This window comes from Actinosynnema pretiosum (assembly GCF_024171695.1).
GTDB lineage: Bacteria > Actinomycetota > Actinomycetes > Mycobacteriales > Pseudonocardiaceae > Actinosynnema > Actinosynnema pretiosum.
The window spans coordinates 85,153-109,149 of record NZ_JAMTCF010000023.1 but is presented as its reverse complement, the minus strand read 5'-3'; the positions used below and the strand labels follow the sequence as shown (position 1 = coordinate 109,149).

Below are 23,997 nucleotides of genomic sequence, written 5' to 3'. Positions count from 1 at the left end.
GCTAGCTCGTCGTGGCGGGGTCGGGGTTCTTCCCCGGCCCCGCTTTTCTCATCCCCGCGACGGCGGTGAGCGCGGTGGTGGCGGCGGCGAGCAGCCACGGGTGGTGGTAGGCCAGGACGGGTGGGGCGAGCAGGCACCAGGCGGTCCACGCGGTGGTCGCGGTCGCGGCGGCGACGCTCCAGCGGGCGCCGGGGGCTTCGCGGTGGCGCTGCCCGGCCCACAGGGCGGCGGCGGTGGTCCACGCGGCGGCCTGGGTGGTCAGCGCCCAGGCCAGGGCGGGGCCCTCGGCGGCCAGCAGCGGCAGGCCCAGCGCGGCGGCGGCCGTGGCGGTGAGCGCGGCGGTGGTGGCGCGGCCGGTGAGCAGCGCGAGGAGTGCGAGCGGGGCCAGGGCCAGCACCAGCAGGTCGGCGGCCGGGACCGGAAGGTCGGCGCGCAGGGTCGTGGTGGCCTCCTGCACGGACAGCAGGGTGTGCCCGAGCAGGCCGGTGAACGCCACCAGCCGCACGGCGCGGCCCGCCCGCGTGTCGCCCAGGCGCAGCCGCGCGGCCAGCGCGAGCGTGGCGGCGGCCTCGGACCAGCCCGGCCAGCCGTGCTCCCGGTCCAGGTCGTCCTCGCGGCCCGCCAGGAACACCTCGGTCATCTCGTCGGCCCGCTCGGCGCGGTAGCGCGCGGGCAGCAGCCGCAGCAGCGCCCGGTAGCGGCGCTCCAGGTTGCCGCCGTCCCCGGCTGCCGGCTCGCCCGCTCTCGACTCGTCGGGGCTGCTCATCCGGTCTCCCTGGCCCTGAGGGCGGCGCTCGCCGCGCGCACGGTGGCGTCCAGGCGCGCGACCTCGGCGGTCAGCGCGCGCACGCCCGGTTCGGTGATGCGGTAGTAGCGGCGCAACCGGCCCTGGTGCACCTCGTCGCGGTCCGGTTCGGCCAGGCCCTCGGCGACCAGGCGGTCCAGCACCCCGTAGAGCGTGCCCACCCGCAGCCGGGTGCGCCCCTCGGACAGCGCGTCGACGTGCTGGACGATCGCGTAGCCGTGCCGGGGGCCCTCGGTCAGGGCGGTCAGGACGAGGAGCGCCTGCTCCGTCATGGGCTTCACCCGACACGTTATATCGCGAGACACGATATTAGGTCCAGTGTCGCTCGCCCACCTGAGTGACCGCGCCCGGTGCCCGGCGCATTAAGGTTGCGCGCCGTGGAACCCACCAACCCCGCACTCGACCCGACCGACGCCCTGGCGTCCGTGCCCGCCGCGGGCGCGCGGCGCGGGGTGAGAGCTGCGGGCAGCCTGCGGTTCTTCTTCGGCCCGATGGACTGCGGCAAGTCCACCCTGGCCCTGCAGATCGACCACAACCAGGCCCGGCAGGGCCGCTGCGGCCTGCTGCTGGTGCGCCACGACCGCTCCGGCACCCCCACCATCTCCAGCCGCATGGGCCTGGCCCGCCGCGCGCTGGAGGTCCACGACGACATGGACATGGGCGCGCTGGTGCGCGAGCACTGGGGACGCGGGCAGCGGGTGGACTACCTGATCGTCGACGAGGCCCAGTTCCTCGACCCCGAGCAGGTCGACCAGCTCGCCGAGCTCGCCGACGACGCCCAGATCGACGTCTACTGCTTCGGCCTGGCCACCGACTTCCGCAGCGCCATGTTCCCCGGCTCGCGCAGGCTGTTCGAGCTGGCCGACGAGCTCAACGCCATCCAGGTCGAGGTGCTGTGCTGGTGCGGGCTGCCCGGCCGGTTCAACGGGCGCGTGCACGACGACGTCCTGGTGCGCGACGGCAGCACCGTGCTGGTGGCCGACGTGGTGCAGGTCGCGGCGGACGACGTGCGCTACCAGGTGCTCTGCCGCAAGCACTACCGCACCGGCGACCTCGGCCCGTCCGCCGTGCGCGACGGGCAGCTCAGCCTGACCTGACCACCCCCGCCCCGGCGCATAATGGCAACACGCGTTGCCGGACGTGGGACGGGTCGGAGGGAGGGGCGGGACGTGGACGAGGACGTGCTCGGCCAGGTCGGGGAGCGGCTGCGCGCGCTGCGCACCTCGCGCGGGGCCACGCTGGCCGACCTGGCGGAGGTCACCGGGATCTCCAAGAGCACCCTGTCGCGGCTGGAGTCCGGGCAGCGGCGGCCCAGCCTGGAGCTGCTGCTGCCGATCGCCCGCGCGCACCGGGTGCCCCTGGACGAGCTGGTCGGCGCGCCGCCGGTGGGCGACCCCAGGGTGCGGCTCGCGCCGGTGCGCCGCAACGGCATGACCGTCGTGCCGCTCACCCAGCAGCCCGGCGGCATCCAGGCGTACAAGATGCTCATCCCCTACCGGGGCGACGCCCCCGACCCGCGCACCCACGGCGGCTACGAGTGGCTGTACGTGCTCGCGGGCAGGCTGCGGCTGGTGCTCGGGCAGCACGACGTGGTCCTGGTCTCCGGCGAGGCCGCCGAGTTCGACACGCGCGTGCCGCACTGGTTCGGCGCCGCCGAACCGGACCGGCCGGTGGAGGTGCTGAGCCTGTTCGGCAAGCAGGGCGAGCAGATCCACATGCGCACCGGGTCCACGCGCAAGGACGGCTGAGGTGACCGGCGCGCGAGCGCGGCTGCTGGCGCTGCTGGCCGGGCACGTGGCGGCGGTGCGGCCGGGCGGGATCGCGCGGGTGGCGGTGGACGGGGTCGACGGGGCGGGCAAGACCACCTTCGCCGACCAGCTCGCCGACGCGCTGGCCCCGCTGGGGCGGCCGGTGGTGCGGGCGGGCGTGGACGGCTTCCACCACCCGCGCGCGGTCCGCCACCGGCGCGGCAGGCACGACCCCGAGGGGTTCTTCGCCGACTCGTACGACTACCCGGCGCTGCGGCGCGCCCTGCTGGACCCGCTCGCGCCCGGCGGCGACCGCCTGGCGCGCACCGCCGTGTTCGACCACACCACCGACCGGCCCGTCGAGCGGGAACCGCAGCTCGTCCCGGGCGACGCGGTGCTGCTGCTCGACGGGATCTTCCTGCACCGGGACGAGCTGGCCCCGCTGTGGGACTGCGGGATCTTCCTGCGCGTGCGCTTCGCGGTGTCCGGGGCTCGCATGGCCATCCGAGACGGCTCGGACCCCGATCCGGGGCACCCCTCGAACCGGCGGTACGTCGAAGGGCAGCGCAGGTACCTCTCGGAGTGTCATCCTGAAGCCCGCGTGTGCGCCGTCGTCGACCACGACGATCTGCGCGTTCCAGTCCTGCTCCGCTTGGGCTCGCACGACTGACCACCCCGGCCTGCCCGCGCAGGGCGTGGGCAGGCCAGCGCTTCCGGGATCGTCACAGGAGGCGATTGGTCCGACCGGGGCAGGGGCTGGGAGAGTAGGTGGCGCAGCCGATCGTGAGGGGGGAGACCGTGCGGAGCCTTGCGGAACCACCCGCATCGATGGAACCCGGACCCGGTGGCGCGGAGCGCGTCGTGGCCCGCTTCGACGACCTGCTGCGCAGGCGCGCCGACCTGGAGGCGGTGGCGCGCGCCGCCGCCGAGCTGTCCGGCCTGCCCGCGCGCCTGGTCGACCGGACCCGCCGCGTGGTGATCCGGGTCGAACCGGACGGCGAGCGCCGCGACAGCCCCGACCGGCCCGAGCCGGACTGGCTGGCGGTGCGGGTGCTGGACGGCGCGGCCACCCTGTGGCTGGAGAGCCCGGCGCGTGGCCGCGACCTGGACACCCTGGTGCTGGAGCGCGCGGGCGCGGCGGCTGCGGTGCTGATCCGGCACCGGCCCGTCACCGGCCCCACCCACACGCCCACCGCGCCGCTGCTGGAGACCGCGATCGCCGCGGGCACGCCCCTGGAGGCCCGGCTCGCCGCGCTGCGCGCGCTGGGGCTCAACCCGGAGGGCAGGCTGCGCGTGCTGGCCCAGCCGCACGGCAAGGTCCTGGTGCAGCCCGAGGGCGACCCGGTGCCGGTGCGCGGCCGGGCGGGCGTGGGACCGGCGGTGCCCGCGCACCGGCTGCCCGAGTCGGCGGCGCGCGCCCTGACGGCGTTGCGGCTGACCGCGGAGGGCACCACGGCCGACCCCGGTCCGCGCGTGGTGCGGGCCGAGGACCTGGGCGGGCTGGAGATGCTGGCGGCGGCGGTCGCGCCGGGCACCACGACGCCGGACGCGGCGGTGCTCACGGCGGCGGCCGAGGAGGCGCCGTGGCTGCTGCCGACGCTGGTGGCGGTGGCCAACGCCCCGAACCAGCGGGCCGCCGCGCAGGAGCTGTTCGTGCACCACTCGACGCTGCGGGTGCGGTTGCAGCGCGCCGAGGTGCTGCTGGGGTGGAGCCTGCGCGACGCGGCGGGGATGCTGCGGCTGCGGCTGGCGCTGGCCGTGCGCCTGCTCGGCCGCCAGGTCTGACCCCCTCCCGGCGAACGGGGGCGCGCCACCCGTCCCAGGTGGGCGGGCTCGCGCCCCGGAGCGTCACAAAAAACCCGACCGCGTCTCCCCCGTTCGTGGTTCGCCACTCCCCTGGCGGGTATTGCTGCCCCTGACCCCGCACGGGGCGTCGGGTGCTCGACCCACCCGGCTCGGCACGTGGAGCGCAGGGAGGCGGAGGAGCAGTGGCGGACCAGGACAACCCCGGCCAGTTCGGCAACCGCGAGGACACCGAGGAGCAGGCGCGCAGGGGCGGGCGGGTCAGGCAGGACGGCACGAGCAGCGGGGTCACCAGCGGCGCCTTCGGCGAGCCCGAGTCCGCGGACCCCTCCCTGGCCGGTCGCGCGGGCGCGCACGCCCAGCCCGCCGAGGCCAAGGCCGTGGGCGGCGAGCACAGCCACGACCGCGACTGAGCCGAACCCCGTGAAGGCCCCCGTCCGCCCCTCCGGACGGGGGCCTTCACGCGCGCGCCCACCCCGGCGACCGGCCACACGGACGGGTGGTCACTGCGGCACGCCGCAGCCGTGCTCACCCCAATTCCTCGCGACTTGGCAACATTCGGTGCGGATCGGGCCCCGAGTGCGGCACACTGTCGGGCCGTGACCACGACGGCGCGGCTCAGCGCGGGCATCCTGCTGCACCGGACCGGTGCGGGCGGGCGGACCGAGGTGCTGCTCGGGCACATGGGCGGTCCGTTCTGGGCGCGCAAGCACGCGGGGGCCTGGTCGATCCCCAAGGGCGAGGTGGAGGAGGGCGAGGAGCCCGAGGCCGCCGCGCGGCGCGAGTTCGCGGAGGAGCTGGGCGTGCCCGTGCCGGACGGGCCCCTGGAACCGCTGGGGACGGTGCGGCAGTCCGGGGGGAAGACGGTCGTGGCGTGGTCCCTTCGTGGCGATCTCGACCCCGACTCGGTGACGCCGGGAACCTTCGAGCTGGAGTGGCCGAAGGGGTCCGGGCAGCTCAAGGCGTTCCCGGAAGTCGACCGGGTCGGCTGGTTTGACCTGGAGGAGGCCGCTCGACTGGTGGTGGCCGCGCAGCGCGACCTGCTGACCCGCCTGCCGGGCGCGCGGTCGTCCGGGCCCGACGTCGTTGCTGGTGAGGGAGTTGGTGACGGCGATGGGGGTCTCAATCGACACTGAGGACTTCGTGTCGATCATGTGACTAGGACTACGTTTAGTGGCCGTCCGAACGGGTGAGCCCAACACGGGCGGGCTACCCCGCAGTGACCGTCCACTCGGGACCTGCGGCCTCGCCCCCGAGCGACAAGCAGATAACCATCTGTAATCAACTTGCTGTCGAAGTTGGCTACTGGCGGGTTAAATCCGGTGTAATGTCGCACAACGTGTGCGTAACACGGTGACCCGAGCACGATCAGACGCTTCAGCTACTCCGTCAGTGTGACGCTGTAGCCCAAGAGCCTGATGGCGCGTCACGATCCCGTCGCGCGGACCTCCCCTAGGTGGGAGCCTTCGTTGACTGGTGAAAGACGTCACTGTGGGCGACCAGAAATCCATACCGGGAACGAACGGAGCAGTCCGGTCGTTGCACTCGGTGAGCACCAGCCTGGGCCCCGGCCCTGAGCCGAGCGAAAGGACACCGCCAATGGCCGACCGCGTTCTACGGGGTAGCCGGCTCGGAGCAGTCAGCTACGAGACCGACCGCAATCACGACCTCGCCCCCCGCCGGTCGGTGCGGTACGCCTGCCCCAAGGACCACGACTTCGAGGTCCCCTTCTCCGACGACGCCGAGATCCCGCACACCTGGGAGTGCCGCCTGCACGGCCAGGAGTCCAAGATCATCGACGGGAACGAGCCCGAGGCCAAGAAGGTCAAGCCCCCGCGCACCCACTGGGACATGCTGCTGGAGCGCCGCTCGATCCCCGAGCTGGAGGAGCTGCTCGACGAGCGGCTCGAAGAGCTGAAGGGCCGCCGCACCCGAACTGCGTAATTTCTAGAAGCCGAGGCCTGAGTGTCCAGGAGGAAAAGCGTCTCCTGGACACTCACCGCTCGGCTTCATTTTGTGGCCTGGTTGACGAGGGCCCCACCGCTCGGCGGTGGGGCCCTCGTCCGCTTTCAGCGGTTCTCCGCTAGCGGTTCGCCCCGGCCTTCGGCTTCGGCGCGAACAGGTCGCGCAGCTGGGTGAACCGCCTGCGCAGCCCCCACTTGGTGACCCGCACCAGCGCCTCGCGCACCACGTCGCCGCTCATCTTCGACTGCCCGATCTCCCGGTCCGTGAAAGTGATCGGCACCTCCACCACCCGGTACCCGCGCTCCACGGTCCGCCACGCCAGGTCGATCTGGAAGCAGTAGCCCGCCGACGCCACGTTGTGCAGTTTCAGGTTCCGCAGCACCTCGGCCCGGTACGCCCGGAACCCGGCCGTGATGTCCTTGATCCGCGCGCCCAGCGCCAGCTGCGCGTACAGGTTGGCCCCCCGCGAGAAGAACTCGCGCTTCTTCGGCCAGTTCACCACCGCGCCGCCCGGCGTGTACCGCGACCCGATCACCAGGTCGGCGTCCGGCAGCGCGGCCAGCATCCTGGGCAGGTCCTCCGGCGCGTGCGAGCCGTCCGCGTCCATCTCCACCAGCACGGCGTAGCCCCGGTCGAGACCCCACCCGAACCCGGCCACGTAGGCGGCGCCCAGACCGGCCTTCTCGGTGCGGTGCAGCACGTGCACCCGCTCGTCGGCGGCGGCCAGCGCGTCGGCCAGCTCGCCCGTGCCGTCCGGGCTGCCGTCGTCGACCACGAGGGCGTGCACGTCCGGCAGGGCGGCGTGCAGCCGCTTCACGATCTTCCCGATGTTGTCCCGCTCGTTGTAGGTCGGGATCACCACCAGCACCGGCCCGAGCTCGCGGTCAGGCTGCGCCTGCTGGTCCGTCATCCGTTTCCTCCTCGCCGCCGCCCGGTCGCGGGCGCCGGACGCGTTCCGTCGTCCGATCACGTTCAGTACCGGCCTGGCCGGGTCCGGTGCGGGCATCCCCCACTCGGGCCACGCGCCAAGCCGAAGGGCAAGAGTAGTCCCTCCCCCGGCGGCGGGGCCCGCCACCAGCGGTGTCGGCGCGCCACCCCCCTGCGCCCCGACCGCCCGGCAGCACTGTACGCGCACGTCAACCCCCGTTCGGCGCAGCGGTAGGAGTAACCGCCGGGAAGATCGGGAACCCCGAGTCCAGATATCGGGGTTGTCACCGATGCGGTGACCCCCCGTCCGAGGGGAAGGTGGAGGCATGACGACGACGTTGAGCAGGCCGCGTGAGCAGAAAGTGATCGCCGGGGTGTGCGCGGGCCTGGCCCAGCGCTACGGCTGGAAGCCGAACACCGTCCGGCTGCTGTTCGTGCTCTCCTGCCTGCTGCCCGGACCCCAGTTCATCATCTACCTCGCGCTCTGGATCATCATGCCCTCGCGCGGCTACTGACCAGCGCGGCCACGCCGTCGAGCACCCGCCGCAGCCCGAAGGCGAACGCGTGCTCGGCGTCGTGCGGAGCCCGGTGGGCGGTGCTGGCCGCAGCGCCCACCCGCACCGCCAGCGGGTACCGCTCCTCGTCCAGCACCGCCGCGAGCGCGGGACCCGCCTTCGCCCACCACTGCTCGTCCCCCATCCCCGACCCGGTCCGCGCGCGCTCCGCGTCCACCGCGGCGCGCGCGGTGGCCCGCACGTGCCCGAGCACCAGGGTCAGCACCGCGTCCATCTCGCCGTCGTCCAGGCCGATGCCGTCGACCGCGCCCAGCTCGTGCTCGTACTTGCCGATGGTCCCCGGCCCCAGCACCGCCCGGTGCAGCGGCGCGTCCAGCAGCCACGGGTGCCGCAGCAGCAGCGCCCGGTTGTCCCGCGCCACCGCCTCCAGCCGCTCCCGCCACCCGCCTGCCACCGGCTCGCGCGGCGTCGTGGCGCTCACCGCGTCGACCATCGCCTCCACCAGCTCGGCCTTGCCGGGCACGTGCGTGTACAGCGACATCGTGCCCACGCCCAGCGCCTCGGCCACCCGCCGCATCGACAGCGCCGCCAGCCCGTCGGCGTCGGCCAGCGCGACCGCCGCCGCCACGATCCGGTCCACACCGGGCCCACCGCGCCGGGTGGGCCGCGTGTCGGTGCGCCACAGCAGCGCCAGCACCCGCGCCGGGTCGTGCTCGTTGCTCACCGGCTCAGTCTGCCAAATCAGTCGGCCAGCGCCGCCCGGACGATCTCCAACGCCTCCTGCGCGGTCAGCCCCTGCTCGCGCGCGGTGGCCGCGAACGACCGGGCCGCCCCCAGCACCAGCTCCCGGCTGCGCTCCCCCGCCGCGCTGACCACCGTGCCCGCCCGGCCGCGCGTCTCGATCAGCCCGGCCTCCTCCAGCTCCCGGTAGGCGCGGGCCACGGTGTTGACCGCTATCCCCAGCTCGGCGGCCAGGGCGCGCACCGTCGGCAGCCGGGTTCCCACCGCCAGCTCGCGCTCGGCGATCTGGCGGGCGAACTGGGAGCGCACCTGCTCGTAGGGCGGCACGGGGGAGACCGGGTCGAGACTGATCACCGGTCGATAGTGGCAGAACGTCCGGGTACCGCGTCACCCCGCACGCCGAAGCGCGTCGGCGGCGGGGGTGGGGACGGGGCCCGGTGCGCGGTGGTGGCCGGGTGGGGTGACGCGCGTGGTGGGGGCACTCGTGCGGCGCGCCCCCACGGCCTTCCCGCACGAATGGGGTTTCGCCCGACCCCGCTCGGGGGAGTTCCGGGGCGACAGCGCGTCCACCGGGACCACGACGGGGTGGCCGGGGGCGCGCCCAGGAGGAGGAAGTCGCCGCGTGAGCCTGTACGAGGGGTTCTCCGTCACCCACCGCCGCTACGTGCCGCACTCGCACGCCCGGCGCGGCGGCGGGCTGGTGGACCCGGCTTTCCCGCTGTCCCTGTTCGGCGAGGTCGCGGCCGAGCTGCTGATCCGCGCCGACGGCGACGAGGGGCTGTTCGACGGCTACGAGTCGGTGGAGCTGCCCGCCCCGGTCCAGGCCGGTGACGTGGTGGAGGCCGACGCGACCCTGGTCCGGATCGGCAACCGGTCGCGGGAGGTCGAGTTCGAGGCGCGGGTGGTGTGCCGGGCCGCCCCGCTGCGCGGCCCCACCGCCGCCGACGTGCTGGAGCCGCCGCTGGTGGTGGCCAGGGCGCGCGGCACGCTGGTCGTGCCCACACCTGCGGACTAGGTCGTGTTCCAGGTGTGGCGCAGCCAGGTGTCGATGGCGGCGACGCCGACGGTGGCCTGGTAGCGGACGGCGGCCGTCCACCCGCGGAGCCTGTGGCCTCGCGGTGGGCGGGCGCGGGCCGGGTGCAGCTTGCCGGTCCACCCGCCCCGCGCCCGCCCGGTCGGCCACGCGGCCAGGCCGACGCCCTCGGCCCCCACCCGCTCACCGGGGCGTGGCGAACACCCGTCGTGCGGCCAGGCGCACGTCCGGATCGTCGTCGACGCGCAGCGACCGCAGCACCGACCGCCACTCCGGGGCGCCGATCTCGTCCGTGCCCAGCGTCGACAGCACCGCCACCGCGAGTCGCGCGTCCACCTCCAGCAGCGCGCGCACCAGTCCGCCCCGCTCGGCGTGCGCCACGTACTCCTTCCCCAGCCGCTTGGCCACCTTCAGCCGTGCCTCCGCCAGCAGGCCGGGGGTCGTCGCGGCGCGCAGCGCCACGCGCACGGCGTCGGGCACCGCGCCGGGGTCGGCGCAGTCCACGGCGGCCACCGCGACGTCCACCGCGAGGTCCGGGTGCTCCGGCGCGAGCAGCGCGACCAGCGCGTCGGAGGCGGCCCGCGTCGGCCTCGCGTGCTCGAACCGGCCGACCAGCGCGGCGAGGCGCCTGCGGACGGGCAGGTCGTGCTCGTCGGTGTCCACGTCGTCCAGCGCCACCAGGCGCCCGGCGACGCGGACCAGCGCGTCCGCGTCGGCCGCCAGCGACAGCAGCGCGTTCCACCAGCCCGACCGGCGGGACAGGTCCACCACCAGGTCCACGACGAGGTCCTCCCCGCCGTCGAGCCACCGGCTCCACGCGCGCAGCCGCCCCGCCGCCTCCCCCGAGGTCGGGCCGTCGGGCAAGCGCGTGGCGTCGAGGACCAGCCGCGCGTAGCGCTCCCGGTGGGCGGGCGGCACCCGGCGCGGCGCCCGGCGCAGGACCGCGTCGGCCGTGTCGCGCCGGTCCAGCGCCCAGCGCAGCACCTCCCACGACACCTCGTCGGCGGGCAGCGTCCCCGCCGCCGCGACCACGGCCACGTCGAGGTCCCGGTGCCACCCGCGCTGGTCGGCCAGGAGCCGGGCCGCGCCGGGCAGGCGGTGGGCCGCGGCGAGCCGCACCCCGGTCTTGCGCGCGCCGACCTTGTCCGAGGCGAGCAGGCTCGCCACCAGCCCGGCCAGGTGCGACGGCGGCACGAGCGCCGCGCGCCGCACCAGGGCGCGCGCCGCCTTGAGCGCGTGCGGGCCGTCGAGCCGGGCGAGGAGTTCGGCGTCGGCGTCGGGCGAGTCGGCGGCGGCCAGCCCGTGCAGCGCGGCCTCGGCGACGGCGCGGTCGGGGTCGTCGAGCAGCGGGCGCAGCAGGTCGGCCGCGCCGGGCACCAGGCCGAGCACGCGCACGGCTGCCACGCGCTCCTGGACCAGCGCGCCGTCGTCGCCCGCGGCGGCGGCGAGCGCGGTCGCGTAGGACTGCGCCTGGGCAGGCGTCCAGCGGTGGAAACCGCCGGTGAACAGCGGGAACGGCCGACCGTCCCCGGTCGCGGCGACGACCTCGTCGACCAGGTCGGTGCGCCGGGACACCACGGCCAGCACCTCCGGCCGCGCCGCCGCCGACGGGTCGCGGGCCAGCAGCGGCGTCACACGGTCGGGGTCGGCCGCCAGCCACAGCGCCGTCGCCCGGCGGGCCGCGTCCTCGTCGCGCGCCGCCGTCGCGTCCGCCAGCATCGACTGGAGCGCGGGCATCACCCACGCCCGCCTGCCCAGCTCGCCCGCCAGGTCCAGCAGCACGGTGTGCTCGCCGCGCCGGGCGTCGGCCTCGATCCTCGGGCGCAGCGCCTCGAACAGGCGGTGCTCCAGGCCGGGCGGCAGCGCCTCGGCCATCCGGGGGTGGTACAGGTCGGACACGTACAGGTCGGGCGACACCTCGGCCAGCCGCGCCAGCACGGTCAGCGCGGCGTCGACCAGCGCGCCGTCCACCCGGTCGCCGATCATGCGCGGGAGCAGTTCCAGGACCGCGTCGCGCGTGGCCGACGAGGAGTCCTCGGCGTCGATCGCGGCCACCAGCAGCGCGGTCCACGCCTCGGCGTCCTCGGCGCGCACGGTGTGCGCGGGAAGCTGCCCGAACGTGGTCAGCACCCTGCGCCGCACCGGGTCGCGGTCGCGCGCCAACCGGTCGAAGCGGGCGACGACCTCGCCGAACGCGCCCGGCTCCCGGCTCGCCGCCAGCGCGAACAGCTCGTAGGCGTTGTCACGCGCGTCCGGATCGGGGTCGCCGGTCGCCGCGACGAGCGCGTCGCGCGCCTCGGCCCACGGCAGCAGCGCGGTCAGCGACAGCCTGCGGTGCGCGGAGTCGTCCGGGGTGGCGCGGGCCAGCAGCGCGCGGACCCGCTCGACGCGCTCGGCGGCGGGCAGCAGGAGCAGCAGCTCTGGGGACTCGGTGTCGTCGGGGACGAACGCGGCGCACGTGGCGGGCGGCAGCACGGCCAGCAGCGCGGCGAGGTGGTGCTTCCCGCGCAGGCCCCGCACGAGTGCCGCCAGCACGTCGGCGCCCTGCGCCGCGCACGCCCGCCAGAACGCCGTGCTGCACCGGCCCCAGCCGAGCAGGTCGGGGAAGCGGGTGAACAGCCGGACCGCGCGGGTGGGGTCGTGCCTGAGCAGCGTGGTGCGCAGGTCCCGGTACTCCTTGGCCGGGACGCCCGCGTCGAGCGCCCGCTCGACGTGGGCGAGGGCGAGGTCGGGAGCGGCGGGGCCCGCCGCGCGGACGGCGTCGGCGAAGTGGCGCGCCGACCGGCTGAACGGCTGCTCGGCGACGAAGCCGAGCACCGCGCGCGGGTGCCGCTCGGCCAGCCGCGCCCAGCCGGTGATCGCGTGCTCCAGGCCGGGGAGCAGGCGAGCGACGGTGGCGTCGGCGCAGGCGGCGAGCAGCGCGGCGGCCTCGACGTCGCCGAAGCGGTCGCGGACCAGGGGAAGGAGGGCTTCGGCGAGGTCGGTGGCCCTGCGGCGGCGGATCGCGCGGTGCAGGACGTGGCGCAGGTGCTCGGAGAGCGCGGGCAGGACGGCCGCGACCGTCGGGGCGGGCACGCCGACGCGCACGGCGGCGACGAGGGCCCTGGCGGTGAGGGACCGGTCCTGCTGCTCGTGCTCGTCGGGGGGCGTGCCGATGCTCGGCAGGCAGCGGACGACGTGGTCGACGTCGCCCGCGAAGGCGGCGAGGGACAGCCCGACGTGCCGGGGGTGGCCGCCCGCGGCGTGCAGCTCGGCCAGCAGCGCGCCCAGGTCCTCGGGAGTGGTGTCCCGCGCCGTCATCGCCAGCGCCCGCTGGCGGGCGGAGTGGGAGAGGGGGGCGACGCGGTCGAGCAGGTCACGGGCCAAGATCATCACAGGGGCCATTCTGGACAAGTCGGATCGGGGGTGGGGGCGGAATCCGCGAGGTCGGGGACGCGTCACAGCGAGCCCGCGCACGCCACTTCCGAAACACGACCCGGCACCGACCGGCTAGGACCGCCGGGCCGAGCGCGCCAACCGGTCCGCCAGCGCCGCCACCCGCTCGCGCAGCTCGTCGGGGCGCTCCACGGCGAACGGCAGGTCCAGCGCCGCCAGCACGCCGGGCAGCCAGTCCAGGCTCGCCACCCGCAGCTCCGCCCGGACCCACCCCGCGCCCGCCTCCCCGATCACCGCCACCGACGCGGGCAGGCGGGCGCGGACCTGCTCGGCGCTCCCCCCGATCCGCAGGACCACCTCGTGCCGGTGCGGTGCGGTCGCCAGGCCGGTCAGCACCCGCTCCACCGGGTCCCGGCCCGGCGGTGGCGGGGTGAACGAGCCCGGCAGGGTCCGCGCGGACGCGACCCGGTCCAGCCGGAACGTGCGCTCCTCCCCGACCGCCGGGTCCTCGCCGGTCACGTACCAGCGGCCCGCGTGGGCCACCAGCCCGTGCGGGTGAAGCACGCGCTCGCTGCGCCGACCGTCGGCCGCCTCGTACCGGATCGACACCGGCCTGCGCCCCCGCACCGCGTCGGCGATCGTGAGCAGCACCGCCCCGTCGGGCCCGTCGCCGCCGTCCACCGGGCCGGTGAACGCGACCGACTCCAGCACGGCCGCAAGCCTGCGCTCCAACCGCTCCGGCAGCACCCGCCGGATCTTCGCCGCCGCCGTCTCGCCCGCCGCGCCCGCCGCCGTGGTCAGCCCCGTGCGGCGCCCGGCCACCAGACCCAGCAGCACGGCCAGCGCCTCGTCGTCCCCGAGCATCAGCGGCGGCAACCGGTAGCCGCGCGCCAGCCGGTACCCGCCGTACCGGCCGCGCACCGACTCCACCGGCACGTCAAGGTCCAGCAGGTGCTCCGCGTACCGGCGCACCGTGCGCTCGTCCACGCCCAACCGGTCCGCCAGCTCGGCGGCCGTGCGCACACCTCCCGACTGGAGCAGCTCCAGCAGGGCGAGCACGCGGGCCGTGGGACGGGGCACGGCGGGCAATCATGCCCCGGATACCGGGCGGGTTCCGCCCGGTATCCCTCCTAGCGTCCGTCCCAGCGGCGCCGAACCCGGCGCCGGGCACAGGGAGGAACCACCGTGGACTTCGCCTCGATCCGCGTCATCACCGCCGACGTCGCCCGCCTCGTCGGCTTCTACGAGCGCGTCACCGGCGTCACCGCGACCCGCGCGGGCGACGACTTCGCCGAGCTGACCATCGGCGGCGCCACGCTCGCGATCGGCAGCACCCGCACCGTGGGCCTGTTCGCCCCCGGCTCGGCCCACCCCGCCGACAACCGCAGCGTCATCGTCGAGTTCCGGGTCGACGACGTGGACGCGCTCCACGCCGACCTGACCGGTGAGGTGGCCGAGTTCGTGGCCGAGCCGACCACCCTGCCGTGGGGCAACCGCTCCCTGCTGCTGCGCGACCCCGACGGCAACCTGGTCAACTTCTTCACCCCTGTCACCCCGGAGGCCATCACCCGCTTCGCGCGCCGGTGACCGGCGCGGGGCCGCCCCCGTCGACCAGGGGCGGCCCCGCGAAGCCAGGGCCTCAAGCCTCAGACCTCAGGCACGCTCATAGATCGTGCGCCCCCGCAGCACCGTGCGCAGGCACGTCGGCGCGGGCCCGTCCAGGTCCGGCAGCGCGGGCACCCGCGACCGGGGGTCCAGCGACCAGCGCTGCACCCGGTTGTCCGGCGCCGTCACCGACAGCTCCCCCGCCTCCCACACCGCGTACGTCGCGGGCGCGCCCGGCTGGAGCGTGCCGGTGATGCCGTCGTCCACCCCGGCCGCCCGCCAGCCGCCCCTGGTGTGCGCGTTGAACGCCGCCCTCGGCGAGATCCCCGACCCCGGCGTGCGGTGGTGCACCGCCGCGCGCACCGCCGCCCACGGCCCCACCGGGGTGACCGGCGCGTCCGACCCGAACGCCAGGATCACCCCGGCCGACGCCAACGTCGCGAACGGGTTCAGCCCCGCCGCCCGCTCCACGCCCAGCCGCCCCGCGTACATGCCCTCCGCGCCGCCCCACTCGGCGTCGAACACCGGCTGCACCGACGCCACCACGCCCCACGAGGCGAGCTTCGCCGCCTGCTCGGCGGTCACCATCTCCAGGTGCTCCAACCGGTGCCTGCGCGCCGCCAGCGCCGGGACCCCGACCTCGGCCGCCGCCCGCTCGAAGCCCTCCACGACCGCCGCCACCGCAGCGTCGCCGATCACGTGGAACCCGCCCTGCAACCCCTCGCGCGTGCACGCCACCAGGTGCGCGGCCACCGCGTCGGCGTCCAGGTACAGCGCCCCGGTGGTGTCCGGCGCGTCCGCGTACGGGGCGTGCAGCGCGGCGGTGCGCGACCCGAGCGCGCCGTCCACGAACAGGTCACCGGCCAGCCCGCTCACCGGCAGCCCCACCGGCTTGAGCGCGCCCCAGTACGCGAACACCTCAGGCCCGCCCTCGACCGCCAGCAGGTCGGCCAGGTCGTCCCGGCTGGAGATGTCCGGACCGGCGCACTCGTGCACGGACGCGATCCCGAGCGAGGCCGCGTGCCGCAGGAACGCCGCCTGCGCGTCCCGCCGCTGCCCGGCGGGGATGGCGTCACGGGCCGCGCCGCGCACGTGGTGGTGGGCGGCGCGGGTGAGCGGGCCGTCCGGGGAGAAGCCCTCGGCGTCCCGCGCGCCGGGCGCGAGCGCGACCAGGGCGGAGCTGGCCAGCGCGGAGTGCACGTCCACGCGGGACAGGTACACCGGCCGACCGCCCGCGGCCTCGTCCAGCTCGGCGCGGGAGGGCGGGCGCTGCTCGCTCCACCGGGTCTCGTCCCAGCCGTGCCCCCACAGCAGGGCGCCGTCGGCGCGGCGGACCCGGTCCAGCAGCTCGGCGGCCGAACCGCAGCCGGTCAGGTCGAGGCCGGTGAGCTGGAGGCCTGCGGAGGTCGCGTGCACGTGGGCGTCCACGAAGGCGGGCGCGACGAACGCGCCGTCCAGCTCGACCACCTCGGCGTCGGGGTGCAGCGCACGGCCTGCCGCGTCCTGGCCGAGCCACACCACGACGCCGTCGGTGACGGCCATGGCGGTGGCGTCCGGCGCGGTGGGCGAGTAGAACCGGCCGCCGGTGAGAAGGGTGGTAGTCACGCCTGGTGAGTCTGCCCCTGCGCGGACGGCGGTCGCACGGCAGGTGCGGTCGGGGCGAACTCGGCCGCCGGGCGGCGTGACCTGCGCCGCACCGGTTGGTGGGGTCACTCGCCTATGACGGGCTTCGCGGACCTCCTGGGGTCCTCGAAGGCGACGCCCTCCCCGTCGGGGTCCGGGACGCCGACCAACCGCATGGCCACGGCGCTGCCGGTCAGCGCGGACACGGCGAGCAGCGCCCGAACGACGAACCTCGAACCCTCCTGCCCGGTCCGCGCCGGTGGCTGCCGCTCCGTCGACGAGGTGGGCGCCACCTCCACCGGGGGAGGTGCACCACAGCCGCTCCTTGGCCAGCGGCCTCCGCCCCGTCAGCGCGGCACCTACCGTTGAAGCCACGTGACGGTTCCGGCCTGGACACGCGCATCGAGTGCGTGGACTGCTGTCGTCGCCGCAGTTCAAGCAGGCTCGGGTTCTTAGCTGGGTTTTTGGATGTGATGCCGGGGATATTCAGTTTTGTTCCACACTGAAGGAATAGATGGAATCAACCCCCCTAACCCCCGATCGAGCGACCCAGGATCGGGCGAACCAGCGCGCCCCACGCCCCCGCTCGGGTCAGCCTTGCCGCATGAGGAAACTCGTTCGCGCCCTCGTGGCCTGCTGCGCGGGCGTCGCGCTGGCCGCGAGCCCGGCCGCCCCCGTCGCGATGGCCCAGCCCAACGGCGTCTACCTGGTCGAGAGCAGGATCGGCGACAGCACCCTGCTGCTCACCGCGGGCCTGCCCGGCAGCACCGTCCCCGTCGCCAGCACCTCCAGCGGCGAGGGCGAGCAGTTCTGGCTCTTCTCCTTCGTCAGCGAGGACCGCTGGACCATCTACGACGTGCTCGGCGAGGACTACCTCGGCTTCGACGGCGGCAGCTCCGTCACCCTCGGCGACCAGCCCTACGAGTGGTTCGTCGAGGAGGTGACCACGGTCAACGGCGGCTACTCCGTCATCACCGTGCCCGGCACCAGCCCACGCCTGGTGCTCACCGTCGCCACGTCCTCAGGCGCCACCCGACCGCTCTCCCTGGTCGCCGACACCAACAGCGACAACCAGCACTGGCAGCTCCAGTCCCTGAGCCGCTGAGCACTCCCCCGGCCCCCACCGGACCAACCGCTCACCCGGTCAACCCCACCCGGTCCCCCAGCCACGGCAACCACCGCGTGAGCCCCGGCCCCCACACCTCCCACCCGTGCTGCCCCGGCAGCACCACCAGCTCCACGTCCATCCCCGCACCCCGCGCCGCCTCGAACATCCGCTCCCCCTGCGCCCGGAAGTCCTTGTCCCCCTCCCCCACCACGAACCGCCCCGCCACCTGCGGGAACCGCGTCCCCGCCAGGACGTCGCGCGGGTTGACCGCCCGGAACGCCGCCTCGTCCCCGCCGAACGCGTCCGCCACCGTCTGCTCCCGCGTCCCCCTCCTCGGCTCGTCCTCCCCCGAGATCGACAGGAACGTCGGGTACCGGCCGGTCGCCGTCACCGCCATCTGCACCGCGCACGTCCCCCCGTGCGAGAACCCGCCGAACGCCCACGCCGCCGGGTCCGGGTCCACCCGCAGCGTCGAGGTGATCCAGTCCGGCACGTCCCGCACCAGGTACGTCCGCGCGTTCCCCAACCGCGAGTCCAGGCACATCGGGTTCCCCACCGACGACCCGCCCAGGTCGTCCGGCACCACCACCACCGGCGCCAGCCCACCGTGCTCGGCCGCGTAGGCGTTCATCCGCTCCGCCAACCGCCCGCCCGCCAGCCAGTCCCCCGGAGCCCCCGGCTGCCCGTTGACCAGCACCAGCACCGGTAGCAGCGGCCGGGGCGCCACGAGGTACGCGGGCGGCAACCACACCCACCCCGGCCGCGCCGCCAGCCCCGACACCACACCGGGGATGCTCACCTGCGCCACCACCCCCTGCTTCGGCAGGTCGGCGGGCGGCGTCCACACCGAGGCCACGCTCGCCCCGTCCGGCACCGCCACGACCCCCTCGTCCACCGGCGGCACCTCGGACAGCTCCACCTCGTCCGCCCTGGGCAGCCCCAGCGCCGAGCGCAGCGTCGGGTACTGCCCGAAGTGCGCGTTCACCGCCTGCCCCGCCCCCAGCAGCACCACCAGCGCCAGCGGCACGACCACCAGCCGCCGCCACCGCCACGGCCGCGCCACCACCCGCACCACCGCCAGCGCGAGCCCCAGCGACCCCGCCAGCACCGCGAACCACACCACCGCGGGCAACGGGTACGCGGTCAGCCGGGAGAAGGTCACCACCGCCCACACCACCCCGGTCAGCGCGCCCGCGACCCCCACCGCCGGGAGCACCCGCCGCGACCACCACCGGCGCCCGCGCCCGAGCAGCAGCACCACCAGCGCCGCCCCGCCCGCCGCCACCACGGCGATCGCCAGGCTCGCCCCCGACAGCAGCGACCAGTCCAGCACCGCGCCCCTCCGCTCCCGCTCAGTCGCGCCCGCTCAGTCCAGCAGCTTGCGGGTCAGCGCCGCGAGCTGCCGCGCCGACACCTGCGGCAGGTAGGCCCGCATCAGCGCCCGCCCGATCGCGGGCAGCGCCGCCCCCTCCGGGTAGGCCATGTGCAGCGGCCGGTAGTCGGGCTGGAACTTCGCCTTGAACGCCAGCAGCGACCGGAACCCGTACACCGGCTCCAGCGTCGACGCCAGGTGGTCCAGCAGCCGCTGCAACCGCGTCGGCGCGTCCCCCCGGTCCCGGCGGGCCAGCGGCGCACCGGACAGGCTCAGCAGCAGCGCCCCCTCGTCCCGGCAGGACTGCGCGGCCGAGGCGATCAGGAACTCCACCACGCCCCGGAACCCGTCGGTGCGCCGCCGCATGAAGTCCAGCGTCCAGCCCACCACCACCCCGTCCCGGTACACCGGCAGCCAGCTCGTCACCCCGTGCACGGTCCGGTCGGCGTCCACCGCCAGCAGCAGCCGCGTCCCCGGCTCCGCCAGCTCGGCCAGCCCGCCCAGGGTGAAGCCCATCTCCGGCATCCCCTTGTCCGCGATCCACTCCTCCGCGATCGCCTTCACCTGGTCGGCCATGCCCAGCGGCAGCTCCGCCAGGGTGTGCCACTCGGCGGTGACGCCCTTCTTGGCCGCCTGGTTGAGCGCGGTGCGCACGTCCTGCCACGCCTTGCCGGTGAACGCCAGCCCCGGCAGGTCCAGCACCGTCTCCTCCGCGACCTGGACGGTGGAGTAGCCCTGGTCCGCGCACGCGGCCCGGACCGGCTCGGTCACCGTGTACAGGCAGGGGATCCAGCCGTTGTCGCGGCAGAACGCGGTGAACCCGGCCACCGCGCCCGCGTCCGTGCCCGGCGCGCCGAACGGGCCGCCGGTGGTCAGCGCCACCGACCCGATCACCCGGTAGGCCAGCGCCGTGCCGCCGTCCGGGGTGAACCAGTAGCGGTGGCCCTCCCACAGCACCATGCGCGCCAGGTCCGAGCGCGGGTCCGCGCGCAGCAGCTCCTCCACCCGCTCGCGCTCGTCGGCGTGCGCGGCGGACGGCGCCCTGGTGAACAGCCGCAGCAGCACGGCGGCCGTGACCAGCCAGAACGCCGGGCCGGTCCACTCGAACAGCACCGTCGTGGGCACGTCGGACGGCAGGAACGCGGGCGGGGTCTCCACCAGGTAGCCGGGCGGGATGAACCGGTGCGGCAGCTCGGTGAGCAGGTCGCCGAACCCGATCGCCCGGTCGAACCCGGAGCGGGCCACCCAGCCGCCCAGCAGCCACACCGCGACCGAGCCGAGCAGCGCGAGCCCGATCGTGGCAGCGGCCCGGTTCGCGGCGGGGTGGCGCACCGGGAAGCGCGAGCGGGCCGAGGCCACCAGCAGGAACACCAGGGTCGGCAGGGCCAGCGGCAGCAGCATCGCCACCAGCGACTGCGCGCCGGGCAGACCCGCGAAGTAGACCCGCTCCTCCTCCGGGACCTCCACCAGCAGCGTCACCAGCTCCAGCCCGAGCGCGGCGAACACCCCGTGCAGCGCCAGCGCCGTCCACCAGGCGGCCCGGCGGCCCCGGCGCAGGCCCTCGGCGGCGACCAGGAGCAGCAGGACGGGGATGAGCGAGAGCACCGCCGGTCCCGCGCCGGACAGCCGCAGGGCGGCCTGCATCTGCTTGCACTGGGCGGCGTCGGCGGCGTCGGTGGGGGCGCCGTCGGCGGGCGCGGAGCACAGCGCCTGCACGTCGGCGGCGTCGAGCGGGGTGGGGATGAACAGGTCGTGCAGCACCGACAGCGGCCCGATGGGGGTGCGGGCGAGCACCGCGACGACCGGTCCGACGGCGGCGACCGCGACCACCAGGGCGACCAGCGCGCGGGCCTCGGCGGCCGACGGCGGGTGCGGCGCGGGGCGTGGGCGGCGGCGGGCGAGCAGCACGGCGGCGAGGCCGGTGAGGCCGACCGACAGGCGCAGGAAGTCCACGAGCAGGCCCGCGTAGAGGGTCATCATCACCAGGGCGGTGACCAGCAGCAGCCGCAAGCGGCGGCGCCACCGGGGGCCGAGCTCGGCGGAGCCCGCGAGCGCGGCGCCCAGGACGGCGCCGATGGGCCCGATGGAGGTGGCGCCCGCGAGGTCGTGCGCCCACTCCCCCGGCGCGACCGCGAGCAGCCCGACCCCGACCAGCACGCCGACGACCTGGACGCCGACCAGCAGGGCGGCGGTGCGCGGGGAGCCGAGGCGGCGCTCGACGACGGGCAGCACGGCGAGGGCGACCAGGGTGGAGACGGCGTAGGCGGGCCAGCCGTGCGCCCAGAGGGCGGAGGTGAGCGGGGTCCACCAGCGGCCGTCGGCCAGCGGCCGGACCCCGGCGGCGACGAGCTCGCGCAGCTGCGGCGACGGGCCTGCGCGCAGCGAGCCGGTGACGGCGGCGAGCGTCCAGAGGGCGGCGACGAGCGAGGCGGTGACCGGTGTGCCCGCGACCGCCCGGACGGCGCGCGCCGCCCACGCGCGCGTCGTGCCGGGCGGTCCGGCGGTGCCCCCCTGCTGCGCCACGGCGGTGTCCGCGTCCCCGGCCATGCCCCGACCTCCCGTCGACCGGCTCCAGTCTGATCAACGGCGGCGGGGCGGGCGCGGTGGGGGCCGGTGAAAGCCCTGTTCGGGGCGGTTGTCCCGGCTGGGTATTTACCGGCGGTTACTGGAGTGGTGTCCACCGGCGGGTGATTTGGTTTCGTTCGACACTGAAATCATCGTGCTACGTGATTCCAACTTATTCCACGTGGGCGGTCGTGGAGGTCGCGGTGGGGTCGGCCGCGCGCCAGCGGGCCCACGCTCCCCTGGAGGCGGGCAGCTCGGGCCGGTCGAGGAGGTCGAGCACGAACCGGGCGCGCGGCTCGCGCCCGGCCAGCCCGCCGAGGCGGTCGCGCAGGAGGTCGCCGTCGACCCGCCGCGCCAGGCGCGCGAACATCCAGTCCTTGCACCGGTAGGGCCGCTCCAGCGCGGCGACCACCAGCTCGACCCCCTCCCCTGCCTCGGGCACCCCGCGCCGCCCGAGGTCGCGCAGCAGGAGGTCCTTGGTCGTCCAGGACGACCACTGGCCGGACGCGCGCCACTCGTCCGGGTAGCGGTTCTCCCAGCGCAGGAAGAGCAGGGCGAACGGCCACAGCTCGGCGCGCGCGGCGTCGTCGGGCGCGGCGCGGAACGCGTCGACCCGCCCGTGGACGGTCCTCCCCCGCGCCTTCCCGAAAGCGGCGGCGCACCGCAGCGCGGCAGCCTCGGCGGCTTCCCGCTCCTCCCCCGCCAGGGAGCAGGCCCGCCACGCCGCGTTCATGTCGCGCACCGCGGCGTCGGAGCGCGTCACAAGTGCCCGCTGCTTGGCCAGGGCGCGTGCGCGGACGCGGTCACGGGGGTCCACCAGGTCGAACATCCAACGGCGCGAGAACGGACGCATCCCGGCAGGGTGAGTGAGGTCGGTTCCCGCCGCAAGTTCTTTTCAGCTTGCACTGAAGTGATCGTGTGCCGTGATTCCACTTATTCCGCCGGACCGCCACGCCGCGCTGTGCTGAGATGACCGATCGTGACCACCCTCGCCTACCCGCCCCCGCTCGAAGACGGCGTCGTCCGCGTGCGCCCGTGGCACGACGGCGACCTGCGCTGCGTCGAGCAGGCCTCCCAGGACCCCACGATCCCGCTGGGCACCACCGTGCCCGCGCGCTACACCGAGGAGGAGGGCCGCGCCTACCTCGCCCGCCAGCACGCCCGGCTCACCTCGGGCCAGGGCATCTCGCTGGCGATCGCCCACCGGGGCGCCGACGAGGCCGTCGGCCACATCAACCTGATGACGCGCCCGCAGCAGGGCGTCGCGGGCATCGGCTACTGGGTCGTCCCCGCCGCCCGCCGCCGAGGCGTCGCCCCGCGCGCGATCGCGCTGCTGACCGCGTGGGGCCTCGGCGCGGGCGGTTTCGCGCGCGTCGAGGCCTGGGTCGATCCCGACAACCACGCCTCGCAGCGGGTGCTGGAGCTCAACGGCTACCTGCTGGAGGGCAGGTTGCGCAGCTTCCTCACCTTCGGCGGCCGTCGCACCGACGTGCTCGTCCACTCCCGCGTCACGGCGGACGCGCGGCGCTGAGCGCGGTCAGCCCTCACGCGGCACGAGCGCCGCGATGACCTCCCGCAGCGCCTCCCGCCCCTCGTCCGGCGTGCACTCCCCCACGATCACGCTCCGCGCGACCCCGCCGATCGCCCCCAGGATCGCGGGCATCACCGCGGCGGGCAGCGCACCAGCGCGGGCGTACGGGAGCAGCGCCTCCAGGCACGCGTCGCCGAACCGCCCGTCCGCCTCCTGCCGGAACCTCCGCAGCTCCGGCGACCCCTCCAGCGCGCCGACCACCCCCGGCAGCTCCTCCCCCTCCGTCACCGCGCACCCCACGCACGCGTCCGCGATCAGCTCCGCGACCGACCGCAGGTCGTCCTCCGCCGAGGCCAGCAGCTCGCCGAGCACGGCGAGCTGCCGCTCCTCGAACCGCCGGTACAGCTCGACGAGCACGGCCGCCCGAGTGCCGAAGTGCTGGTACACCAGCGGTTTCGCCACACCGGCCCGCTCGGCCACGCGCGCCAGGGTGAGCGCGTCGCAGCCCTCCTCCCGGATGAGCTGCCGGGCCTCCTCCAGGAGCTGGGAGTGACGCGCGTCATGGGACATCCGCCGCCGAGGCCCTTCCGCTTTCGCCATGGGCTCAGGTTAACTTACCGATCGTAAGTTACTAATCGTAAGTTGACTTGGAGGCCCCCGTGCACACCCTGGTCGTCTTCGCCCACCCCTCCCCCGACTCCCTCACCGGCGCCACCGCCCACCGCGTCGCCGCACGGGTCGCCGCGACCCCCGGCCACACCGCCGAGGTCGCCGACCTGACCACCGAGGGCTTCGACCCCACCTTCACCCCGGCCGACGCGGAAGCCGCCCGCACGGCGGACGACGCGCCCGCCGACGTCCGGCGCGAGCACGAGCGCGTCGAGCGCGCCGACAACCTCGTCCTGGTCTTCCCGGTCTACTGGTGGTCGTTCCCCGCCCTGCTCAAGGGCTGGATCGACCGCGTCTTCACCAACGGCTGGGCCTACGGCGAGGGCGGCACCGCGCTCGCGGGCCACCAGGTGCACCTCGTCGCGCTGGCGGGCGGCGACTCCGACATGTACGACCGGCACGGCTACGCCGAGTCGATGCGCGTGGCGATCGACCACGGGATCTTCGAGTACTGCAACACCAGGGTCACCACGTCCCGCTTCGTGCACGACTCGGACAGCGCCGACGCCGCCACGATCGAGGGCGTCGTCGACGCGCTGGTGGCGGACCTGACCACGGCGGCGCTGGTCTGACCGCCCACCCGCCCGGTCGCGGCGGGCGTCCGTAATTCCG

At 75.5% G+C, this 23,997-nt stretch carries 27 protein-coding genes; 13 read left to right on the top strand and 14 right to left on the bottom strand.

Translation table 11 applies throughout. The annotated features are described in order from the left end of the window. Position 1: 1 nt before the first annotated feature. Entirely contained in the window at positions 2-766 is a 765-nt protein-coding gene (locus tag LV78_RS34985) for a hypothetical protein (protein ID WP_253850370.1), read from the bottom strand. Beyond that, positions 763-1,077 carry a PadR family transcriptional regulator gene (locus LV78_RS34980; RefSeq protein ID WP_253850418.1) on the bottom strand — a complete coding sequence of 105 codons (315 nt, stop codon included), beginning with the start codon at positions 1,075-1,077 and terminating at the stop codon, positions 763-765. The genes LV78_RS34985 and LV78_RS34980 overlap by 4 nt, the downstream gene beginning before the upstream one ends. Before the next feature lie 105 nt (positions 1,078-1,182). Here LV78_RS34980 and LV78_RS34975 point away from each other — a divergent pair, with 105 nt between their 5' ends. The 7 genes from LV78_RS34975 to LV78_RS34945 all read left to right on the top strand — a co-directional run bounded on the left by LV78_RS34975 (position 1,183) and on the right by LV78_RS34945 (position 6,300). Then, entirely contained in the window at positions 1,183-1,902 is a 720-nt protein-coding gene (locus LV78_RS34975) for a thymidine kinase (RefSeq protein ID WP_253850368.1), read from the top strand. Between the two features lie 72 nt (positions 1,903-1,974). Then, entirely contained in the window at positions 1,975-2,553 is a 579-nt protein-coding gene (locus tag LV78_RS34970) for a helix-turn-helix domain-containing protein (protein ID WP_253850366.1), read from the top strand. 1 nt (position 2,554) lies between these two features. Beyond that, entirely contained in the window at positions 2,555-3,223 is a 669-nt protein-coding gene (locus LV78_RS34965; RefSeq protein ID WP_253850364.1) for a nucleoside/nucleotide kinase family protein, read from the top strand. Positions 3,224-3,381: 158 nt separating this feature from the next. Continuing rightward, a complete protein-coding gene (locus LV78_RS34960) occupies positions 3,382-4,338 on the top strand; it encodes a helix-turn-helix domain-containing protein (RefSeq protein ID WP_253850362.1) in 957 nt (318 codons plus the stop codon). A gap of 203 nt (positions 4,339-4,541) precedes the next feature. Continuing rightward, complete coding sequence (locus tag LV78_RS34955; protein ID WP_253850360.1) at positions 4,542-4,769, top strand: hypothetical protein; 228 nt, start codon at positions 4,542-4,544, stop codon at positions 4,767-4,769. Positions 4,770-4,955: 186 nt separating this feature from the next. Further along, on the top strand, positions 4,956-5,492 hold the full coding sequence (locus LV78_RS34950; RefSeq protein ID WP_253850358.1) for an NUDIX hydrolase: 537 nt from the start codon (positions 4,956-4,958) through the stop codon (positions 5,490-5,492). 463 nt (positions 5,493-5,955) lie between these two features. Next, positions 5,956-6,300: an RNA polymerase-binding protein RbpA gene (locus LV78_RS34945; protein WP_015802189.1), complete on the top strand. Its 345-nt coding sequence runs from the start codon at positions 5,956-5,958 to the stop codon at positions 6,298-6,300. 139 nt (positions 6,301-6,439) lie between these two features. On the opposite strand, the gene LV78_RS34940 is transcribed toward LV78_RS34945, so the two are convergent. Continuing rightward, positions 6,440-7,231 (bottom strand): polyprenol monophosphomannose synthase, encoded by a 792-nt coding sequence (locus tag LV78_RS34940; RefSeq protein WP_253850357.1) that lies wholly within the window; start codon positions 7,229-7,231, stop codon positions 6,440-6,442. A gap of 343 nt (positions 7,232-7,574) precedes the next feature. On the opposite strand from LV78_RS34940, the gene LV78_RS34935 reads away from it, so the two are divergent. Continuing rightward, positions 7,575-7,763, top strand: a complete 189-nt coding sequence (locus LV78_RS34935) for a PspC domain-containing protein (RefSeq protein ID WP_096494322.1) — start codon at positions 7,575-7,577, stop codon at positions 7,761-7,763. Here LV78_RS34935 and LV78_RS34930 read toward each other — a convergent pair. Together LV78_RS34930 and LV78_RS34925 are read right to left on the bottom strand one after the other, a co-directional pair. Beyond that, entirely contained in the window at positions 7,741-8,487 is a 747-nt protein-coding gene (locus tag LV78_RS34930; protein ID WP_253850356.1) for a TetR/AcrR family transcriptional regulator, read from the bottom strand. The two genes, LV78_RS34935 and LV78_RS34930, sit on opposite strands and share 23 nt — an antisense overlap. 17 nt (positions 8,488-8,504) lie before the next feature. Next, positions 8,505-8,858, bottom strand: a complete 354-nt coding sequence (locus tag LV78_RS34925; RefSeq protein WP_015802185.1) for a GntR family transcriptional regulator — start codon at positions 8,856-8,858, stop codon at positions 8,505-8,507. 268 nt (positions 8,859-9,126) lie between these two features. On the opposite strand from LV78_RS34925, the gene LV78_RS34920 reads away from it, so the two are divergent. Beyond that, positions 9,127-9,519 (top strand): acyl-CoA hydrolase, encoded by a 393-nt coding sequence (locus LV78_RS34920; RefSeq protein ID WP_253850355.1) that lies wholly within the window; start codon positions 9,127-9,129, stop codon positions 9,517-9,519. Here the strand turns inward: LV78_RS34920 and LV78_RS34915 are convergent. The 3 genes from LV78_RS34915 to LV78_RS34905 all read right to left on the bottom strand — a co-directional run bounded on the left by LV78_RS34915 (position 9,516) and on the right by LV78_RS34905 (position 13,992). Then, complete coding sequence (locus LV78_RS34915; protein ID WP_253850354.1) at positions 9,516-9,716, bottom strand: hypothetical protein; 201 nt, start codon at positions 9,714-9,716, stop codon at positions 9,516-9,518. The two genes, LV78_RS34920 and LV78_RS34915, sit on opposite strands and share 4 nt — an antisense overlap. A gap of 4 nt (positions 9,717-9,720) precedes the next feature. Then, on the bottom strand, positions 9,721-12,909 hold the full coding sequence (locus LV78_RS34910) for a hypothetical protein (RefSeq protein WP_253850353.1): 3,189 nt from the start codon (positions 12,907-12,909) through the stop codon (positions 9,721-9,723). Between the two features lie 117 nt (positions 12,910-13,026). Then, positions 13,027-13,992, bottom strand: coding sequence for a helix-turn-helix transcriptional regulator (locus LV78_RS34905; protein WP_253850351.1), 966 nt, complete (start codon positions 13,990-13,992; stop codon positions 13,027-13,029). Positions 13,993-14,097: 105 nt separating this feature from the next. On the opposite strand from LV78_RS34905, the gene LV78_RS34900 reads away from it, so the two are divergent. Further along, positions 14,098-14,499: a VOC family protein gene (locus LV78_RS34900; protein WP_253850350.1), complete on the top strand. Its 402-nt coding sequence runs from the start codon at positions 14,098-14,100 to the stop codon at positions 14,497-14,499. A 66-nt stretch (positions 14,500-14,565) separates the two neighbouring features. Here LV78_RS34900 and LV78_RS34895 read toward each other — a convergent pair whose 3' ends face one another. Then, positions 14,566-16,122, bottom strand: a complete 1,557-nt coding sequence (locus tag LV78_RS34895) for an amidohydrolase (RefSeq protein ID WP_253850347.1) — start codon at positions 16,120-16,122, stop codon at positions 14,566-14,568. A gap of 104 nt (positions 16,123-16,226) precedes the next feature. Continuing rightward, on the bottom strand, positions 16,227-16,439 hold the full coding sequence (locus LV78_RS34890; RefSeq protein ID WP_253850345.1) for a hypothetical protein: 213 nt from the start codon (positions 16,437-16,439) through the stop codon (positions 16,227-16,229). A 305-nt stretch (positions 16,440-16,744) separates the two neighbouring features. On the opposite strand from LV78_RS34890, the gene LV78_RS34885 reads away from it, so the two are divergent. Then, positions 16,745-17,245 carry a ricin-type beta-trefoil lectin domain protein gene (locus LV78_RS34885; protein ID WP_253850343.1) on the top strand — a complete coding sequence of 167 codons (501 nt, stop codon included), beginning with the start codon at positions 16,745-16,747 and terminating at the stop codon, positions 17,243-17,245. A 31-nt stretch (positions 17,246-17,276) separates the two neighbouring features. Here LV78_RS34885 and LV78_RS34880 read toward each other — a convergent pair whose 3' ends face one another. The 3 genes from LV78_RS34880 to LV78_RS34870 all read right to left on the bottom strand — a co-directional run bounded on the left by LV78_RS34880 (position 17,277) and on the right by LV78_RS34870 (position 22,038). Continuing rightward, positions 17,277-18,581 carry an alpha/beta hydrolase gene (locus tag LV78_RS34880; RefSeq protein ID WP_253850341.1) on the bottom strand — a complete coding sequence of 435 codons (1,305 nt, stop codon included), beginning with the start codon at positions 18,579-18,581 and terminating at the stop codon, positions 17,277-17,279. Between the two features lie 33 nt (positions 18,582-18,614). Next, positions 18,615-21,167 carry a bifunctional lysylphosphatidylglycerol flippase/synthetase MprF gene (locus LV78_RS34875; protein WP_253850339.1) on the bottom strand — a complete coding sequence of 851 codons (2,553 nt, stop codon included), beginning with the start codon at positions 21,165-21,167 and terminating at the stop codon, positions 18,615-18,617. 190 nt (positions 21,168-21,357) lie between these two features. Further along, the gene (locus LV78_RS34870) at positions 21,358-22,038 is read right to left on the bottom strand and encodes a hypothetical protein (RefSeq protein WP_253850337.1); all 681 of its coding nucleotides are present in this window, start codon (positions 22,036-22,038) and stop codon (positions 21,358-21,360) included. Between the two features lie 126 nt (positions 22,039-22,164). On the opposite strand from LV78_RS34870, the gene LV78_RS34865 reads away from it, so the two are divergent. Next, on the top strand, positions 22,165-22,716 hold the full coding sequence (locus LV78_RS34865) for a GNAT family N-acetyltransferase (protein ID WP_253850336.1): 552 nt from the start codon (positions 22,165-22,167) through the stop codon (positions 22,714-22,716). 6 nt (positions 22,717-22,722) lie between these two features. Here LV78_RS34865 and LV78_RS34860 read toward each other — a convergent pair whose 3' ends face one another. Then, the gene (locus LV78_RS34860; protein ID WP_253850333.1) at positions 22,723-23,316 is read right to left on the bottom strand and encodes a TetR/AcrR family transcriptional regulator; all 594 of its coding nucleotides are present in this window, start codon (positions 23,314-23,316) and stop codon (positions 22,723-22,725) included. A 59-nt stretch (positions 23,317-23,375) separates the two neighbouring features. On the opposite strand from LV78_RS34860, the gene LV78_RS34855 reads away from it, so the two are divergent. After that, positions 23,376-23,957, top strand: coding sequence for an NAD(P)H-dependent oxidoreductase (locus tag LV78_RS34855; protein ID WP_253850332.1), 582 nt, complete (start codon positions 23,376-23,378; stop codon positions 23,955-23,957). Positions 23,958-23,997: the final 40 nt, after the last annotated feature.